General features: G+C 65.0%; 15 protein-coding genes. 9 read left to right on the top strand and 6 right to left on the bottom strand.

Annotation, left to right across the window (positions count from 1 at the left end):
* Nucleotides 1-103: 103 nt before the first annotated feature.
* From gpM to O9Y01_RS18815, 3 genes are read right to left on the bottom strand one after another with little or no spacing between them, the layout of a single operon-like run.
* Nucleotides 104-811, bottom strand: coding sequence for a phage terminase small subunit (gene gpM, locus O9Y01_RS18825; protein WP_269633140.1), 708 nt, complete (start codon nucleotides 809-811; stop codon nucleotides 104-106).
* 2 nt (nucleotides 812-813) lie between these two features.
* On the bottom strand, nucleotides 814-1,818 hold the full coding sequence (locus tag O9Y01_RS18820; RefSeq protein ID WP_269633139.1) for a phage major capsid protein, P2 family: 1,005 nt from the start codon (nucleotides 1,816-1,818) through the stop codon (nucleotides 814-816).
* A gap of 35 nt (nucleotides 1,819-1,853) precedes the next feature.
* Complete coding sequence (locus O9Y01_RS18815) at nucleotides 1,854-2,684, bottom strand: GPO family capsid scaffolding protein (protein WP_269633138.1); 831 nt, start codon at nucleotides 2,682-2,684, stop codon at nucleotides 1,854-1,856.
* Nucleotides 2,685-2,830: 146 nt separating this feature from the next.
* On the opposite strand from O9Y01_RS18815, the gene O9Y01_RS18810 reads away from it, so the two are divergent.
* Complete coding sequence (locus tag O9Y01_RS18810; RefSeq protein ID WP_269633137.1) at nucleotides 2,831-4,651, top strand: terminase ATPase subunit family protein; 1,821 nt, start codon at nucleotides 2,831-2,833, stop codon at nucleotides 4,649-4,651.
* Nucleotides 4,651-5,685: a phage portal protein gene (locus tag O9Y01_RS18805; protein ID WP_269633136.1), complete on the top strand. Its 1,035-nt coding sequence runs from the start codon at nucleotides 4,651-4,653 to the stop codon at nucleotides 5,683-5,685. The genes O9Y01_RS18810 and O9Y01_RS18805 overlap by 1 nt, the downstream gene beginning before the upstream one ends.
* Before the next feature lie 107 nt (nucleotides 5,686-5,792).
* On the opposite strand, the gene O9Y01_RS18800 is transcribed toward O9Y01_RS18805, so the two are convergent.
* Nucleotides 5,793-6,494 carry an Abi-alpha family protein gene (locus O9Y01_RS18800; RefSeq protein ID WP_269633135.1) on the bottom strand — a complete coding sequence of 234 codons (702 nt, stop codon included), beginning with the start codon at nucleotides 6,492-6,494 and terminating at the stop codon, nucleotides 5,793-5,795.
* A 165-nt stretch (nucleotides 6,495-6,659) separates the two neighbouring features.
* Entirely contained in the window at nucleotides 6,660-6,965 is a 306-nt protein-coding gene (locus O9Y01_RS18795; RefSeq protein ID WP_269633134.1) for a hypothetical protein, read from the bottom strand.
* 1,064 nt (nucleotides 6,966-8,029) lie between these two features.
* Between O9Y01_RS18795 and O9Y01_RS18790 the strand changes: the two genes are divergently transcribed.
* Nucleotides 8,030-9,877: a hypothetical protein gene (locus tag O9Y01_RS18790; RefSeq protein ID WP_269633133.1), complete on the top strand. Its 1,848-nt coding sequence runs from the start codon at nucleotides 8,030-8,032 to the stop codon at nucleotides 9,875-9,877.
* A 100-nt stretch (nucleotides 9,878-9,977) separates the two neighbouring features.
* Here O9Y01_RS18790 and O9Y01_RS18785 read toward each other — a convergent pair whose 3' ends face one another.
* Nucleotides 9,978-10,814, bottom strand: a complete 837-nt coding sequence (locus O9Y01_RS18785) for a site-specific integrase (protein ID WP_269633132.1) — start codon at nucleotides 10,812-10,814, stop codon at nucleotides 9,978-9,980.
* A 370-nt stretch (nucleotides 10,815-11,184) separates the two neighbouring features.
* Between O9Y01_RS18785 and dusA the strand changes: the two genes are divergently transcribed.
* From dusA to O9Y01_RS18755, 6 genes are all read left to right on the top strand, one after another.
* Nucleotides 11,185-12,156, top strand: coding sequence for a tRNA dihydrouridine(20/20a) synthase DusA (gene dusA / locus O9Y01_RS18780; RefSeq protein WP_442952772.1), 972 nt, complete (start codon nucleotides 11,185-11,187; stop codon nucleotides 12,154-12,156).
* An 8-nt stretch (nucleotides 12,157-12,164) separates the two neighbouring features.
* Complete coding sequence (locus O9Y01_RS18775) at nucleotides 12,165-12,797, top strand: methylated-DNA--[protein]-cysteine S-methyltransferase (protein ID WP_269633130.1); 633 nt, start codon at nucleotides 12,165-12,167, stop codon at nucleotides 12,795-12,797.
* 308 nt (nucleotides 12,798-13,105) lie between these two features.
* Nucleotides 13,106-14,287, top strand: coding sequence for a cytochrome-c peroxidase (locus O9Y01_RS18770; RefSeq protein WP_269633129.1), 1,182 nt, complete (start codon nucleotides 13,106-13,108; stop codon nucleotides 14,285-14,287).
* A gap of 33 nt (nucleotides 14,288-14,320) precedes the next feature.
* The gene (locus tag O9Y01_RS18765) at nucleotides 14,321-15,625 is read left to right on the top strand and encodes a hypothetical protein (protein WP_269633128.1); all 1,305 of its coding nucleotides are present in this window, start codon (nucleotides 14,321-14,323) and stop codon (nucleotides 15,623-15,625) included.
* Nucleotides 15,625-16,167, top strand: coding sequence for an FMN-binding protein (locus tag O9Y01_RS18760; RefSeq protein WP_269633127.1), 543 nt, complete (start codon nucleotides 15,625-15,627; stop codon nucleotides 16,165-16,167). The genes O9Y01_RS18765 and O9Y01_RS18760 overlap by 1 nt, the downstream gene beginning before the upstream one ends.
* Nucleotides 16,154-16,936 carry an FAD:protein FMN transferase gene (locus O9Y01_RS18755; protein WP_269633126.1) on the top strand — a complete coding sequence of 261 codons (783 nt, stop codon included), beginning with the start codon at nucleotides 16,154-16,156 and terminating at the stop codon, nucleotides 16,934-16,936. The genes O9Y01_RS18760 and O9Y01_RS18755 overlap by 14 nt, the downstream gene beginning before the upstream one ends.
* Nucleotides 16,937-16,943: the final 7 nt, after the last annotated feature.

The following is a 16,943-nucleotide window of genomic DNA, read 5'->3' as shown; positions in this document are numbered from 1 at the left end:
GGCTGCAGCGGGGAATAGGTCGGCGGTGGTCGGGCGTCGTGGCATCTGGCCGGGGCCTTCAGCCGTCAGCCCGAGCCGCCGGGGTTCCGGGGTCCGGAATCGTTCAGGCGTCAGGCTCGCCGGCGTGCTTCAGCCGGCGCTCCAAGCGCTCTATGTCCTTCTTCACGCCTACGCCGTCGAAGAGCTCGTAGGCGCGGCGACATTGGTCCAGGGCGATCCGTGCCTTGATCGGATCCAGTTGGCTCACGTCCACTTCGCCGGCGCCCAGCCGGCCCATATGGGCGTAGCCAAGGGCCTTGTGCAGCTTGGCACGTGCCTGGTCGGGTGTGTCGCTGTCGGCGGTCAGCTCGGCGACGACATTCAGCACCAGGACGGCGCGCTGTGGTTCGAGCTTGCCGGACAGCGCAGCACCGCCGATCTCGTCCAGCAAGACCGTGGGCAGGTTGCGGTCGTACTGGTCAGGCATCTGCAGGCCGTGCTCCATCGCATACGCTGCGATGGCCAGCGCATCGGTGTACTCGCCCACGTCGATCAGCCAGACCAGCACCGTCATGAGCACCTGGTCCTGCGCGCCGTTGCCATGCTCGACCGCGCTTTCGACCCAGGCCTTGTAGATCGGCAAGAACTGCCGCTTGGCCTCGATCTTGCGCTCGATGGACTGGATGTCCTTCAGCTGACGGCGGTGTTCCACCAGCTGGGCCAGCATCAGCTCGTACTCGCCGCCCAGGACCTCGCCACCCGCCGGGGAAGCGGCGGCGGCCTGGGCCGCGAGCATGCGCGCCCGATGCGCGCGTGCGGGACTCATTGCCATGGTCAGTCCACAAACTCGATGTTCTCGACCAGCGCGGCCATGCCGTAGTCCTCGACCACGAAGGCGTCGTTCGAGGACTCGTAGTTCTCGATGCGGTCGCGCTTGGCGTTGTCCTCGACGCGGCGGCGGCGGGCGCCTTCCTGGAAGTAAATCGAAAGGTTGTCGAAGCGGGTGATCAGGATCGCATTCGGCGGCATGAAGGGCACCGTGGCGCCTGCCAGGCCGCCGACACGCTTCTGCGACAGGATGACATCGGCCGCCAGGCTTTCGGTCGGGTCCTTCGTATCGTTGACCAGCGGGAACAGCTTGTCGTGCATCAGATCGCGGCCCAGGATGGCGACCAGGCCGGGGTCCTGCTGGTACCAGGGGTCGAGCAGCTGCACGGCGTCGAAGACGGCTGCATCCAGGTTCTTGTAATCGCCGCCAGCTCCGATGCGGACCTTGCCTGCGACCGAGCCCTGCTTCATCACGCGCGAGGGCGCATCGACGCGCATGTGCTGAAGCCAGCCGATGTTCACGTCCTGCAGCAGCGGGTTGGCGACCGGATCGGTCTCCGCCGCCACGCTCGTGCCGTTGAAGCCGATCATGATGCGGTCCAGGGCCTGCCGCGTGAGGATCGCGTCGCGGATGCGGTTCTGGAAGTCCGGGAACTTGGCCCAGGCGTCGAGCTTGGCATAGCCCAGGTGCGTGTCGAAATTGGTCTTCGCGCACTTGTAGCGGTGCTCGTCGAGCGCCGACAGGTCACGCGTGGCGCGGTCCTTCACGGCGGTGTTGGTGCGGCTGGCGATGGGACCGCTGATGCCCAGGCCGAGCTTGGCGCCTTCCATCTCGTCGACGGGCATGACGTTGACGCGTTTGAGGAAATCGCTCGACTCTTGGATCTTGGTTTCCAGCGTCTGCTGGATGGTGGGGTCGACGGCGAAGGTGTGCGTGGCACTGGCCACCGCGCTGAGCTGCGCGATGCGTTCCAGGTAGGCGGTGAAGGCGAGACGGGTAGCGTTGCGCATGGGTTTCCTGTGTGCGTGGGTTCTCGGAGAAGGGCTCAGCAGTCGGTCTGCGCGGCGCCGTTGGGGTTGCTGCCAGTGGCCGGCGGGCGCTGCGTGTAGCCGGGCGCCGGGGTCTTGTCGATCTTGTCGACGATGACTTTCATTTCGCCGAAGGACTTCTTCAGCTCGGCCAGTTCCCTGCCCATCGTGTCGGTTCGCTTGGCCTGAGCCGAGAACGCGGCGTCCTGCGCGGCGACGGTGTCGGCGACTTCCTCCAGCACGGCCACGACCTCGCCCATGCGGGCGTCGTCGCCCTTGGCCTTGCTGCTGAATTTGCCCAGGATCTCGCGCAGCTTGGCGGAGAACTTGCCGCCGTCTTCGGCCTCCTCGTCGAATGCCAGTTCGATCTCGACGGCCTCGGAGAAGAGGGCGTCGGGATGCGATTTGCGCGAGGCAAAGGGGCTCGCCTTCGGGTTCTGGGCGGCGAAGCTCAGCATCTCAGTGCCAAGGCTGGCCGGGTTGTCCGTGACGGCCAGGCCGACGAGATAGGCCTCGCCGGTGTCGGCGAACTTCGGGTTGAGTTCGATGCTGGTGTAGATCTTCTGGCCGGCCTTGCTGAGCTGGACCAGCTCGGGCAGCGGCGCGATCTCGGCGTAGAGACGCATCTTGCCGTCCTCTTCCTTGGCCTCGACCGACACGATGTCGCCGTAGCTGCGGAAAGCACTGTCGGGATAGATGCTGCGCAGGTGCTCCATGTTCACGCGCGCCCCGAAGGTCTTCGGGTTGTAGTTCTTGGCCGCCTGCACGAGCCAGGAGCGCTCGATGTTGCGGCCGTCGGTGGTCGCGCCCTCAGTGGCGACGCGGAATTTCTTGGACTTGATGGACATGGCGAACGGGGCAGGTTGCTGGTGTTGCCATGGTCTGTGGTGCGGCCCTCGCTTTCAACGCGTTGCAGGTTTGCCGGGCGCCGGTAACGTCTCACATGCACCGACGCCTATCGCGCGCGCGGGCATGCGCCCATACCCTCGGGGCCATGACTCCGCAAGCCATTGAAGACCCGCCGTCGCAGGTCGCCGCGCCGCGCCCGGATGCGCGCGAGCGGCCCGCCGATGGCGTCATTGCTGACAAGCGCCGCAGCGCCCGCCACCTGTACTGGCAGGGCTGGCGCATCTCCTCCATCGCCGAGTTCATCGGCGAGCCCCGCTCGACCGTGCAGGGCTGGAAGGACGCCGAGGACTGGGACAAGGCCCAGCCCGTCGAACGTGTTGAAGGCGCTCTTGAAACCCGCCTGGTCCAGCTGATCGCCAAGGACGGAAAGACCGGCGGCGACTTCAAGGAGATCGACCTGCTGGGCCGCCAGATCGAGCGCTTGGCGCGCGTGCGCAAGTACGAGAGGACCGGAAAGGAAGCCGATCTCAATCCCAATATCGAGCGACGCAACGAAGGCCCGAAGAAGAAGCCCGAGCGCAACCACTTCAGCGAAGAGCAGCACGAGAAGCTGCTGGACGCGTTCAAGGATTCGCTGTTCGGCTATCAGAAGGTCTGGCTGCGCAACAGCCATCTGCGAACGCGCATGATCCTGAAGTCGCGACAGATCGGCGCCACTTGGTACTTCGCCCGCGAGGCCCTGGCCGATGCCATCGAGACCGGCCGCAATCAGATCTTCCTGTCGGCCAGCAAGGCCCAGGCCCACATCTTCAAGCAGTACATCCTGCAGTTCGCGAAGGACTCATGCGGCGTAGAGCTCAGCGGCGACCCCATCGTGCTGAGCAACGGCGCGCACATCTACTTTCTCGGCACCAATGCGCGCACGGCTCAGGGCTACCACGGCAACTTCTACTTCGACGAGTTCTTCTGGACTCATCGCTTTGAAGAGCTGAACAAGGTCGCCTCGGGCATGGCCATGCACAAGCAATGGCGCAAGACCTACTTCAGCACGCCCAGCTCGATCCAGCACCAGGCCTACCAATACTGGAGCGGCGAGAAGTTCAACAAGCGGCGCGCTCGCAATGACCGCGTGCCCTTCGATCTCAGCCATGACCGCCTGGGCGGCGGCGGGTTCACGGGTGAGGACAAGGTCTGGCGCAACATCGTCAACATCATCGACGCCGCCAACAGCGGCTGCGACCTATTCGACATTGACGAACTGCGCCTGGAGTACACCAGCGAGGAATTCGAGAACCTGCTCATGTGCGGGTTCATCGACGACACCTTCTCCGTGTTTCCGCTGTCCGAGCTGCAGCGCTGCATGGTGGACAGCTGGGAGGCCTGGGACGACGTCAAGCCGTTCTCGATGCGGCCCTATGGTCATCGGCCCGTCTGGGTGGGCTATGACCCCTCGCACACGGGCGACACGGCCGGCTGCGTGGTCCTGGCGCCGCCGGTCACGCCAGGCGGGAAGTTCCGTGTGCTGGAGCGCCATCAGTTCAAGGGCATGGACTTCGAGGCCCAGGCCGAGTTCATCCGCAAGATCACCGAGCGCTTCAATGTCCAGCACATCGGGATCGATACGACGGGGCTGGGGCAGGGGGTCTACCAGATCGTCCAGAAGTTCTATCCGGCCGCGAAGGCGATCAACTACTCGCTGGACGTGAAGACGCGCCTGGTGCTCAAGGCCAAGAGCGTGATCAGCAAAGGCCGGATCGAGTTCGATGCCAGCTGGGTGGACCTGGCCCATGCGTTCCTGGCCATCCGCCGCACGCTGACAGCCAGCGGCCGCGGCGTCACCTATGACGCAGGCCGCAGCGAAGAGACCGGGCATGCCGACCTGGCCTGGGCGTGCATGCATGCCCTCGACAACGAACCCCTGGAAGGGGCCACTGCGCAGAGCCGCAGCATCATGGAGATCTCCTAATGGACACGAACGACGCCCCGGCCGAGCTGCACAAGGGCAACGCCGGCAAGATCGAGGCCTTCACCTTCGGTGAGCCCACGCCGGTGATGGACCGGCGCGAGCTGCTCGACTACCTCGAATGCGGCCTGGTCGGCCGCTGGTATGAGCCGCCGGTCAGCTGGGAAGGCCTGGCCAAGAGCTTCCGCGCCAGCACGCACCACAGCAGCTCGATCTACTTCAAACGCAACGTCCTGGTGTCCACCTTCAAGCCGCACAAGCTGCTGAGCGCCGAGGCCTTCGGCGCGCTGGTCCTCGACTTCCTGACCTTCGGCAATGGCTACCTGGAACGGCCACGCAGCATGACGGGCCGCAACCTGCAGCTGCTGCACCCGCTGGCCAAGTACGTGCGTCGCGGCGCCGAGCTGGACCGTTACTACTTCGTGCGCGGCTGGAAGGATGAGCACGAGTTCGCGGTGGGCTCGATCTTCCACATGCGCGAGGCTGACATCAACCAGGAGGTCTATGGCCTGCCCGAGTACCTATCGAGCCTGCAGGCGGCCTGGCTGAATGAGTCGGCGACCCTTTTCCGGCGCCGCTACTACAACAACGGCAGCCACGCGGGCTTCATCCTCTACATCAGCGACCCGGCCCAGCAGCAGGAAGACATCGACGCCATCCGCGAGGCCCTGAAGAACTCGAAAGGCCCGGGCAACTTTCGCAACCTGTTCCTCTACTCGCCCAACGGCAAGAAGGACGGCGTGCAGCTGATCCCCGTCAGCGAGGTGGCCGCGAAGGACGACTTCTTCAACATCAAGAGCGTGAGCCGCGACGACGTGCTGGCGGCGCATCGCATCCCGCCGCAGCTGCTGGGCATCGTGCCTGGAAACACAGGCGGCTTTGGTGCTGTGCTGCCGGCGGCCCAGGTCTTCGCGCGCAACGAGATCGAGCCGCTGCAGGCGCGGTTTCGGGCAATCAACGAGTGGATGGGCGAGGAGGTGGTGGCGTTCGATCCCTATGTGATCAAACTGGCTGAGCCCGAGAGGGACACGGCGTGATCCTGAACCTACGCGCCCCCCATTCGAGTCACTCGAATTAGTAGGTCTCGATCGCAAAAGTGCACAGTCGGCCCGACAGGGGCTGCGGCCAGATGAGGTGGCTGCCATCAGACATGCCTGCGTTGAATCGCGCGCATCAGGCTGTCACCAGTCAGGGTCTGGTTGACGACTCCATAGATCTCGCCCCCACCCCAGCTGTGCGCGAACTTAAGTAATCCGAGGCGCACTAGATTCGCCAGTGCCTCTTTGACCTCCTCGGAAGGGTCAGCCGGTGTGCCATTCGGCGAATCTTCCTTCTGAACAGTTGCCGAAGCAGGTAGTCCGGCCGTCAGAATTTGGTCGTGCCGGCCAGGCCTCGGGGTCACCGTGTATAGGCGGTCGAAGATGACCGCATCGAGGCTTGTCAAATTTTTGAGAATTGAGACGTAGGACCTGCGAGCTTCGGTAGCTGTTCTCGCGTCCGACGCGTTGGCGAGCAATCGGGCCCAGAGGTCTTGGAGTGCATCGTCTTCTTCGAGTGCCCCTTGTTCTAGGGCATCGATTGCAAACGGAAGCGGCATCGGCTTGATCGTCACGTCCTGGCCCATTGCCAGCAGTTCCGTTCGATAGCGCTCATACAAGCGGGCTCGTCTCGCTGCTCTGGTGAACCGGAGCTTGTCTTCGAGCATGCCGAGAACTTGCTCGAGAGGACCATTGATGTGCCGTGCGATGAACCTTCCGGAGCTTTGAACTATGTCCATGGCCTTGCCGGCTGTCTGTGCCACATCTTGAATGGCCTTTGCGCCTTCCTTGATTGCCTCGTCGTCCATGGTTCTCACGATCCCGATTGCATTGGGCCCTATTCTGCAGGCTTCGCGAGCGAGGGCTGGCCAAATCAGAAGTCCTGCTGACCGGCGGTGAAGCTGAGGGCCTGCGCGATAAGTTGCCAAGCGGGCCTTCGCCGATAGCCTGAGCAATTGCTTCAGTGCTTTGGTTTACCAGCTGTTCGTATGTTTGAGGACAAAGCGGCACCACCACACCTGTTCACACGTTCGGCCCTCCAGCCGCTGCTCACCGCCCAGCACCATGCTGTGGCCGCTCAGGTGCCAGATCCGCGCCGTGCATAGATCCGCGACCAGGCCGAATGGGCGCAGGGCCGCGAAGACTGGGGCCCCCTCGTGGCCGTGCCAGCTCATGTACCTGAGGATCGACAGCTCGCCGCGGATCGGCACGGCTGCCCGCCATACCTCGCGCGGAAGCCGCTGTCCTGCGTGATTCAACTCGACCAGGTCCACCAACATGCTGTGATTTTATCCAGTATTCCGCGGTGAGCTGGGTATCGACGCGGTCAGAGGCCACAGGAGCGCGCGAGGCCGCGAGGGCGCCCCACAGCCCTGCTGACTTCACGTGGACGCAATGGCGGCCCCGCCAGGGGCTCGGACGGGCCGCCCGGGTGCCCGGGGGCAGGCGCGCAGGCGGGGGAGGGCGACAGAACCCCACGGCGCGCGCTCGGGACCCCGCCCCGCCCCCGGGCTAAATGCCCCGCTTTCGACGGCACTGCCGGAAGTGCCCCGCGAAAGGCCTGGTGCGGCCTGTGGGGCAGTTTGGAGGGGGCACCGACCTGCCGGGATCTGACGGCCTTTTGCGGGCGTGACGGGGCGCTGGCGAGCGAGACGGTCGGTCGCAATGCCAATGCCTACTGCGGTCTTTCGCGGAAGTGCCTCGGGAACTTCCTAACTTTCCGAACCTGCCCCGGAGAATGCCCCTAAGTCTTTGTCGCGAAAGGGGAATTTTGGTTAGGTTTGCTTCCGAATCTTTCCTAACCTCGTTCCTAATTTTTTCGTAAGTCATTGATTTGCAAGGATTTTTCCTGGATTAGAAATTAGGTTCCAGTTTCCTAATCAGGTTCAGTTCATGTTAGGAAGAAGGTTAGGTTGGCTCTGCTTCTGTAAGTCGTTGTCGCGCCTGAACTCTTTGGCATTTTTCAGGAGTTGGTTAGGGAGGTTAGGAAGTTCCCGTGGGCGTTCCAGGTTTAGCGGCAGGCCGGATCGCAGGCCTGGCCAGGCCCTTGGGGCCGTTACACATTGGCCAGTAACGAGAGAAAACGGACGGCGGCGACTCTCGCCATTCCTGCGGCTGCACCGAGCCTTGGCCAGGTCGACGCGGTTGGAGTTTCCCGAGAGTGGCGTGAAGATGACCCCTTTAGACCTCCGATTGCTGCCATATGCTTCGAGGGTCGGCGAGGTCAACGGAACAGTGCGATTTCCCAACGGCACCGACGACGCCCCAACAGCCGCGAACATCAAAGGAGATTTCGAGGCGTCGCGCCAGGGGCAAGCCCGAACAACAGCCCGCGAGTGATGGAATGACTTTGAAAATCAATAGGAATTTGGATGTCCCAATCCAAGGCGCTGAATCCAGCAAGGCCTCGGAGTCCGCAACGACTGGCGCAAGCCTATCGATCGCCGTCCAGCCCAAGCCTAAAGTCTTCCTTGTTGACCTGGATGATTCGGTGACTCTGGCGCTCCGCGACTCTGGTATCAACGCTACCGCGGGTTCGTTCGGAACTCCCTATCGCTGCGAGATCAGCAGTAGCTACCAGCCTTGGCGCAATTCGGAGCGGCTCCCTGATGGTTACGCCGAGCAAGAAATCATCTTTGTCGACCTGGCCTGCGAACCGGCAGACGGGCCGATCGGAGAACTTCAGTGCGCTTTGGACTCTGACGGCTACTGGATAGGGTGCGATAAGGGCATTATTGATCCTCGCTTTTCGGCTGCCATAGTCGCACGACCAAGGTTCGATCGCATCGTTGCAGCCGGCGGCGTCGTCGTCGTATTTGCGATGCCTGAATCCGGGGTGTCTGTCGTCACCGGCCGCAAATCGCGTCAGACCTTCCACGTCAAGGAACCGGTCCAGGTGGATGAGTGGAGCTTTCTTGGAGCGCTGAAAAGTGTTCGCGTGTCGCGCTTATCCGGCGAGGAGATCGTTGTCTGCGAACAGCAATCGTTGATTGGCAGGGCCCTGTCGGCCGAACTCTTTAGCATGAGATATGAGTGCACGTTGCACCCTATTTATAATCATACGAATTGGAAGGTCCTCGCCAAGAACAAGTTCGGAGATCCTGTCGCGCTTGGATACTCGAACGACTCCAAAGGCTCCGTGTTCCTCCTGCCTCAAGTAGACGACAAGGCTAGCCTAATCAAGCGACTATTGACGGACGTCTTTCCAGAACTGTTCCCGCATCTCTACCCCGGCATCGATAGGGGCCGATGGACGCATTTGCCTGAATATGAACTCCGCAGCGTCATCGAACTTGAAACCGCGCGACAGAATGCCATCGCGATGCACAAGGCGGCGATGGCCAAGCTAGATGCGGACGTATCCGAACTGCGCTCAAAGGACGGTTGGCTACACGACTTGCTCACGGAAACTGGCGACCATTTGGTGGAAGCGGTGGCGGCGGGGCTTGCTGAGCTGGGGTTTCAAAACGTCGTCGATATGGACAAGATTCGCGACCGCGATGGGAAACCGCGTCGCGAAGACTTGCAAATACAAGACGCTAGCCCGACGCTGATAGTTGACGTTAAGGGGATCAGCAATTTCCCTGGAGATGAGGATGCCATGCAGGCTTTCAAGCATGCTGCATTGTTCATGCGCGAACAGAATCGCACCGACGTTTACGGATTGTCTATCGTCAATCATCAGCGCCATCTCCCTCCACTTGATCGCGACAACGCCATGCCTTTCAGGCGGGAACTTGTGGACGTGGCGCTGCAAAACCAACAGGGCCTTATGACCACTTGGGATTTGTATCGCCTGGTGGTCAATATGCGACGGCATGGCTGGCGATCAAACGATGTAAAGCCAGTCCTATACGGGCACGGTCGCATCAGGCCGATCCCCAAACACTACGCGTTTCTTGGGCGGGTCGCACTGGTGTGGGCGCACGCAATTGGAGTCGATATCGAGGATGGCATCGTGCGAATTGGCGACACGCTCGCCATCGAGTTCGACGTCTATTTCGAAGAGGCTCAGGTGCTCTCCCTGCAGGTGAACACCGAGAACAGGCGAGAAGCCATGACCGGAGACAAGACCGGCATCCCATGGCCGGAAGCTACGAGTCGCCCCAAGAAGGGCCTGGCAGTGTATGTGTGCAGGAGATCAGATGCTGATACCGGCGCGTCGTCCACGGTGGAGGCGCCTCCGAACTGACCGACGCGATAGTGACGGCCAGAGGATGCAGCGAGCGCGCGATCAGCAGGGCGCTCGCCCGCTCCACCCGTCGTGTGCAATCTCGCTGCTATTCATCAATTCAACGGTGCAGGTCGACCGCCCGCAGCTGGGTATATCGCATCAGCTGCTTCGGATCGCGATGCCCCGTCACCAGCATCATCTCGGGAATGCTGTACTTGCCCGATTCGACCAGGCGGGAAATGGCTTCGTGCCGCAGGTCGTAGAGCTGCAGATCCTCGATCCCGAGCTTTTGGCATGCCCGGGGAAACACGCTGCTCCAGCTCTTGCCGTTCAAGGGGAAGATGAACTCGCCGTCCTGTGGCTGCCTGTCGATGATCTCCATGCACCGGCCCAGGAGGGGCACGCGCTGGTGGTTGCCGATCTTCTTCTTCGGGTCTTTCCGGTCGCGGATGAGGATCGTGCGGTCCTCGCGGTTCAGGTCTGCCCACCGCAGCCGGCAGATCTCGCTGGGAGGTCTGAAGCAGCTGTCAAGGATGAAGTCGAAGATGTCCATGGTGAGGCTGCGCGAATGCAGGCGGAACCACGCTCGCAATGCGTCCAGCTCGGCCTGCGTGGGGCGTCGATCGCGCTCATTGCTTCGGGCCAGCATGCCCATGTGCAACAGGGCGTCGCGGGCGTCATCGACCACGCCCCGGGGTGAGTGGATGCGCCAGACGGACCGGGCCACCTTCAAGACTGATCCCAGGTAGGTCAGGTCAATCGAGGCTGTCACGCCCTTCACACGACGGTCGTCGACGATGTACTGGATGATGCGCTCGGCCGTCAGCGAGTTGACCGCCACCGCCCCGAGGCCGGCCTTGCGGTCGGCCATCCGGTTCAAGACCCAGGCCTTGTTCTTCCCGAAGGGCTTCGCCTTCGAGACTTCCTCGGTGTAGCGCTTGATCAGGTCGCCCACCGTTGTCTTCGAGCTGGGCGACACGAGGCCGGCCAGGCCAGCCTCGATGTCCGTTTCGACCTGGCGCGCCCAGGCCTCGGCAAGGGCCTTGGTCGCGAAGGTCTTGGTCTGTGTCGGAGCCCCTCTGCGGCGCACCTGAGCGCGCCATTTGCCGTTCAGCGGGATAATTGATGCCATCGCCTGCGGGGCCTCCCTGGATGAATTTGCTACGAATCGCCGTCGGTGTTGCGGCCGTAGCACTAGCGTAGCACCCAGAAAGTGCATCCCAGGGGAAATGCGTGCATTTCCGTGCTACGGCGAAATCTAGAAAATGACTGAAATCGCAGATAAATCAACAGCTTGTAGCCCCTGGCGCCTGTCCGTTGCGCCCATGCTGGACTGGACCGATCGCCACTGTCGCTATTTCCACCGCCTCCTGACCCGCCAGACCCTGCTGTACACCGAGATGGTGACCACCGGCGCGCTGCTGCATGGCGATCAGCCGCGGCACCTGGATTTCAATGACGAAGAGCATCCGGTCGCCCTGCAGCTGGGCGGCAGCGAGCCGGCAGATCTGGCGGCCTGTGCCAGGCTGGCCGAGCGCTGGGGCTATGACGAGGTCAACCTCAACTGCGGCTGTCCCAGCGAGCGGGTGCAGCGCGGCGCCTTCGGGGCCTGCCTGATGGCCGAGCCCGAGCTGGTGGCCGACGGCGTCAAGGCCATGCGGGACGCTGTCAGCATCCCGGTGACGGTCAAGCACCGCATCGGCATCGACAAGATCGAGAGCTACGACTTCGTGCGGGATTTCGTGGGCCGCATCGCCGAGGCGGGCTGCGAGGTCTTCATCGTCCATGCGCGCAATGCCTGGCTGAAGGGCCTGTCGCCCAAGGAGAACCGCGAGGTGCCGCCGCTGCGCTACGCCCTGGTGCACCAGCTCAAGCGCGAGTTTCCCCACCTCACCATCGTGATCAACGGCGGCCTGAAGACAGACGACGAAATCGCCGAGCAACTGAAGCACGTCGACGGCGTGATGGTGGGGCGCCAGGCCTATCACGAGCCCTGGCAGATGGCCGGCTGGGACCAGCGCTTCTTCGGCACGCCGGGCCCGGCACAGAGCCGCGAGCAGGTCGAGCAGGCCTGGGTGCAGTACCTGGAGCGCGTGGTGGCGTCCGGCCGCCCCTGGCCGCAGGCCATGCGCCACGCCCTGGGGCTTTACAACGGCCTGGGCGGTGCGCGCCGCTGGCGCCAGATCTGGTCCGATCACAAGCTCAAGGGTCTGCGCCCCGGTGAGGTTGCGCTGCAGGCCAGCGAGGCGCGCTCGCAGCAGGCCGGCCTGCGACCGGCGAACCTGCTGGTGGCCTGAGAACGGGCATGGACCCCAGCATCGAAGGCGGGGAGGGCGCCGAGGCAGGCGGCCTGCCGCCCTTGCTCCAGTACCTCTGCTATGACACCGCCATCGGCCTGTGCGGCCTGGCGTGGTCGGGGCAGGGCATCGTCGGCTCGCAGTTGCCGGAGGCCAGCCGGGGCGAGACGCGCGACCGCATGCGCCAGCGCTTTCCCACCGCCCGCAAGGCGCGCGAGGGCGACGCCGTGCCGGCCTTCGTGCAGGACGCCATGGTCTGCGTGAAGGCCCTGGCCAGCTCGCAGCCGGCGGTGGTGAGCCATGTGGTGCTGGACGAGCGCGAGCTGACGCCCTTCCAGCGCGCCCTGTTCACGCTGGCCCGTCAGATCCCCCAGGGTCAGACGCGCAGCTACGGCGAGCTGGCCGCCCAGCTGAAGATGCCGGGCGGGGCCCGTGCCGTCGGCCAGGCCATGGGGCTGAACCCCTTCGCGCCCATCGTGCCCTGTCACCGCGTGCTGCCCGCCGCTGGCTCCCGGGCCGGCCTGGGCGGCTTTTCCGCGCATGGCGGTGCCGTGACCAAGGCCCGCCTGCTGGCGCTGGAGGCGCGTGCCACCGGCCAGTGGGTGGGGCAGCAGGGCAGCCTGGACCTCGATCACTTCTGAGGGCCTGCGGACCGGCTGCTGTGGGAAGGGCCCCCTGCTCGGCGAGGAGGCGAGAGGTGGTTGGGAAGTGGGCGGGACGTGGCCGGGACGTGGCCGGAAAGAGGGCGGCGCTCCCTTGGACGCGTAGTGGCAATGCATTGCCACGCGCACGCCCTTGATCTGGGTAAAGGTTTCGCAATTGCGAATTGTTATCATTGCGCTTGCTAATCCAAGTGCAAACCATGCTTCGCCACGCTCAGACGCGCGTCCAGCCTTCGCTCATCAAGGCTGGACACGCCCCAACACCCTCCGTGAATTCCTTTTTGACGATGGCTTCGGCGCTCCTGCTGAGCTTCGTCCTCAGCGCCTGCGGTGGCGGCGGTGGCAGCGATGCCGGCCCAACCCCTGCGCCCGCCGACAGCGGCCTGAGCAGCCGCGCGCAGCTGGGCGAGAAGATCTTCAAGGACGTCAGTCTTTCCGGCTCCGGCCAGCAGGCCTGCATCAGCTGCCACACGCCGGACACGGGCCATGCCGGCGCCCTGAACGGCAAGCCCACCGAGCCGGGCGGCGTGATGATGGAGTTGGAGGGCGGGCGCACCGCGCCGGGCCTGCGCTATCTGGCGGGCAACAAGTCCTTCAACTTCGACAAGGAAGGCACGCCCAATGGCGGCTTTTTCTGGGACGGCCGGGCCACCAGCCTGATGGACCAGGCCGGCAAGCCCTTCTTCAATCCCAAGGAGATGGCCAACGCCAGCGTCGAGGACCTGATCGCCCGCCTGGCCCGCGCCAGCTACGCCGCCGAGTTCAGGAAGGAATTCGGTGCCGACATCCTCAAGAACCCGGCGGAGGCCCTGCAGCGCATGCAGCTGGCCCTGCAGGCCTACCAGCTGGAAGACGGGGAGTTCCGCTCCTACAGCAGCAAGTACGACGAATTCCTGCGCGGCCGCACGGCCCTCAGCGAGCAGGAACTGCGCGGCCTGGCCCTCTTCAATGCCAAGGACAAGGGCAACTGCGCCGCCTGCCACCCCTCCGCCAAGGGCGCGGACGGCAGCTTCCCGCTGTTCACGGACTTCAGCTACGACGCCCTGGGCGTGCCGCGCAACACCGCCCTGGCCCAGAACGCCGACCCGGCCTTCTTCGACCTGGGCCTGTGTGCCCGCGAGGGCGGTGACCTGCAGGCGCGCCAGGACCTCTGCGGCGCCTTCAAGGTGCCCTCGCTGCGCAATGTGGCCCAGCGCAAGGCCTTCTTCCACAACGGTCGCTTCAGCAGCCTGCGGGAGGTCGTGAGCTTCTATGTGCAGCGCGACATCTTCCCCGAGAAGTGGTACCCGCGCCTGGCCGACGGCAGCATCGACAAATTCAATGACCTGCCTCCGGCGCTGCGCGGCAACGTCAACACCAGCGAAGGCCCCTACAACCGCAAGCCCGGCGATGCGCCGGCGCTCAGCGAGTCCGAGATCGACGACGTGGTCGCCTTCCTGCGCACGCTCAGTGATGGCTACGCCCGCTGAGCCCCTCATTCAAGACCTTTCGAAGTGCCCCTCATGAACAAGAAGACCTTGCCCCTGCTCAGCACCCTGAGCCTTGCCCTGATGCTGGCCCTGCAACCCGCCCAGGCCCAGACCGCCACGGAGCAGGAGCTGCTGCGCCGCGTGGACCAGCTGGCGGCCGAGCTGAACAAGCTGCGCGCCGAGCTGGCCCAGGTCCAGCAGCAGCGTGCCGCCGAGGCGGCCAAGCCGGTGGCGCCGGTGGCTCCGCCCTCGCTCCCGCCCGCCTTTGCCGAGGCCGAGCGCCCCACGGCCGCGCCGGCCACGGTGCTGAGCGGCTATGCCGAGCTGAACTACAACCGCCCGACGAAGAACAGCAAGGACGCCCAGGCCGATCTGCGCCGCCTGGTGCTGGGCTACCAGCACCGCTTCGACGAGAAGACCAAGGTGGTGACGGAGATCGAGGTCGAGCATGCCGTGGCCTCGGCTGATGACGCCGGCGAGGTGGCCATCGAGCAGGCCTATGTCGAGCACCAGTTCCACCCGAACTGGGCCGTGCGCGGCGGCCTCTTCCTCGTGCCCATGGGCCTGATCAACGAGAACCACGAGCCCACCGCCTATTACGGCGTGGAGCGCAACTTCGTCGAGACCGCCATCATCCCCAGCACCTGGCGCGAGGGCGGCATCCAGCTGGTGGGCCAGCTGGACAGCGGCTGGACGCTGCAGGGCGGCATCTCCACCGGCTTTGACCTGAACAAATGGGATGCCGGCAGCAGCGAGGGCCGCGAGTCCCCGCTGGGCGCCATCCACCAGGAGATGGCCCTGGCGCGCTCGCGCGACCTGTCCTTCTTCGGCGCGGCCAACTACCGCGGCATTCCGGGCCTGCTGCTGGGCGGCTCGATCTTCACCGGCCAGGCCACGCACAAGCAGCAGGCGAACGAGTCCCGCATCACCCTGTGGGACCTGCATGCGCGCTGGACCCCCGGCGCCTGGGACCTCTCGGCGCTTTACAGCCGCGGCACCATCTCCAACACCGCCGCCTTGAACCTGCCCCTGGTGGGCGGGGACAGCCTGATCCCCTCGCGCTTTGACGGGGCCTACGTGCAGGCCGCCTACAAGCTCTGGGAGCAGGGCAGCTATGTGCTCAAGCCCTTCGTGCGCTGGGAGCGCTTCAACACTGCCGCCGCCTATGCCGACCTGGGCGCCGGCCTGACGCCCGAGGTGCTGGCGGCCGAGCAGGTCTACACCCTGGGCGCCAACTTTGAGTTCGCGCCGGGCGTGGTGCTCAAGGCCGATGTGCAGCGCTTCAAGCAGAACAAGGACCAGAACCGCCTCAACCTCGGCCTGGGCTGGAGCTTCTGATGCGCCTGAGCCTGGCCGCCACCGCCGCATTGGCCCTGGCCCCTTCAGGCGCCTTTGCCGTGGACTACATGACGGCCGAGGCCGCGGCCAAGCTGATGTTCGCCGAGGCGGATCGTTTCGAGATCCGTGACTGGCAGCTGGACGCCGCGCAGGCCCAGGCCATCGCCGCCCTGGGCGTCAAGCCGCGCAGCGCGCAGTGGAAGCTGCGCCTGGCCTACAAGGGCAGGGAGCTGCTGGGTGTGGTGGTGGCCGACGAGGTGCTGGGCAAGTTCGAGCTGATCAGCTATGCCGTGGGCATCGGCACGGACGGCAGGGTGCGCGGGGTGGAGATCCTCTCCTACCGCGAGAGCCACGGCCATGAGGTGCGCACGCCCGCCTGGCGCAAGCAGTTCCTGGGCAAGGCCCAGGGCGCGCCGCTGAAGCTGGGCGAGGACATCGCCAACATCTCGGGCGCCACGCTGTCCTGCGGCCATGTGACCGAGGGCGTGAAGCGCATCGTCGCGGTGGTCGAACAGGCAAGGCGCAGCGGTGTGCTCGGCTGACTTCACCACGGCTGGCCTGCAGCGCCGCGCTCAGCCGGTGCTGGGGACCCTCGTCGAGCTGGGGCTGCGTCATCCGGACCCGGCACGGGGTGCGCAGGCCCTGGAGGAGGGTTTCGCCCTGCTGGCGCGCCTGGAAGGGCAGCTGAGCCGCTTCCAGCCCGCCAGCGACGTCGCCCGCTTCAATGCCCTGCCTGGCGGCGCCCACCTGGCCCTGCGGCCCGCCACGCAGCGCGTGATGGCGGCGGCAGACTGGCTGCGTCAGCGCAGCGCCGGCCGATTCGATCCCACGCTGGGCAGCGGCCCGCAAGGCTGGCAGCTGCGCGGGGGCGTCCTGCACAAGACGCAGGCGGGCGTGCAGCTGGACCTGGGCGGCATCGCCAAGGGCTTTGTCGTCGACCGCCTGGTGGCGCTGATGCGGCGCAGCGGCGCTGTCTGGGGCAGCGTCAATGCCGGGGGGGACCTGCGCGTGTTCGGCCCGGACCCGGTGCCCCTGCTGCTGCGGGACGAAGAACGCGGCGGCCTGCGCGAGTTCGGCCAGCTGGCCGACGGCGCCTTTGCCAGCAGCCACTACGCGCCGGGCAGCCGCAGCCAGCTCCACGGTCTGGAACCGGACGACGCCGTGCAGGTGGCGGTGGCAGCGCCCTCCGCCCTGTGGGCCGACGCGCTGTGCAAGCTGGCCGGCCTGGGCGCACTGGCGGTTTCCGGCGCTGAGCGAGAATCCGCGCTGCTCACGCGACTGCAGGCCCGGGTCTGGATCTGGCGGCGCTGAGCGCCCC

The sequence above is a fragment of the Pelomonas sp. BJYL3 genome (genome assembly GCF_027257975.1).
GTDB classification, from domain to species: Bacteria; Pseudomonadota; Gammaproteobacteria; order Burkholderiales; family Burkholderiaceae_C; genus Roseateles_B; species Roseateles_B flavus.
This window is presented reverse-complemented; position numbering and strand designations above follow the sequence as displayed.

What these genes read in the sequence shown, in the direction of transcription:
- O9Y01_RS18820 (WP_269633139.1), bottom strand. Translation starts at nt 1,818, where the DNA reads ATGCGCAACGCTACCCGTCTCGCCTTCACCGCCTACCTGGAACGCATC.
- O9Y01_RS18810 (WP_269633137.1), top strand. Translation starts at nt 2,831, where the DNA reads ATGACTCCGCAAGCCATTGAAGACCCGCCGTCGCAGGTCGCCGCGCCG.
- O9Y01_RS18790 (WP_269633133.1), top strand. Translation starts at nt 8,030, where the DNA reads ATGACTTTGAAAATCAATAGGAATTTGGATGTCCCAATCCAAGGCGCT.
- O9Y01_RS18805 (WP_269633136.1), top strand. Translation starts at nt 4,651, where the DNA reads ATGGACACGAACGACGCCCCGGCCGAGCTGCACAAGGGCAACGCCGGC.
- O9Y01_RS18815 (WP_269633138.1), bottom strand. Translation starts at nt 2,684, where the DNA reads ATGTCCATCAAGTCCAAGAAATTCCGCGTCGCCACTGAGGGCGCGACC.
- dusA (WP_442952772.1), top strand. Translation starts at nt 11,185, where the DNA reads ATGCTGGACTGGACCGATCGCCACTGTCGCTATTTCCACCGCCTCCTG.
- O9Y01_RS18800 (WP_269633135.1), bottom strand. Translation starts at nt 6,494, where the DNA reads ATGGACGACGAGGCAATCAAGGAAGGCGCAAAGGCCATTCAAGATGTG.
- O9Y01_RS18760 (WP_269633127.1), top strand. Translation starts at nt 15,625, where the DNA reads ATGCGCCTGAGCCTGGCCGCCACCGCCGCATTGGCCCTGGCCCCTTCA.
- O9Y01_RS18795 (WP_269633134.1), bottom strand. Translation starts at nt 6,965, where the DNA reads ATGTTGGTGGACCTGGTCGAGTTGAATCACGCAGGACAGCGGCTTCCG.
- gpM (WP_269633140.1), bottom strand. Translation starts at nt 811, where the DNA reads ATGGCAATGAGTCCCGCACGCGCGCATCGGGCGCGCATGCTCGCGGCC.
- O9Y01_RS18775 (WP_269633130.1), top strand. Translation starts at nt 12,165, where the DNA reads ATGGACCCCAGCATCGAAGGCGGGGAGGGCGCCGAGGCAGGCGGCCTG.
- O9Y01_RS18765 (WP_269633128.1), top strand. Translation starts at nt 14,321, where the DNA reads ATGAACAAGAAGACCTTGCCCCTGCTCAGCACCCTGAGCCTTGCCCTG.
- O9Y01_RS18770 (WP_269633129.1), top strand. Translation starts at nt 13,106, where the DNA reads ATGGCTTCGGCGCTCCTGCTGAGCTTCGTCCTCAGCGCCTGCGGTGGC.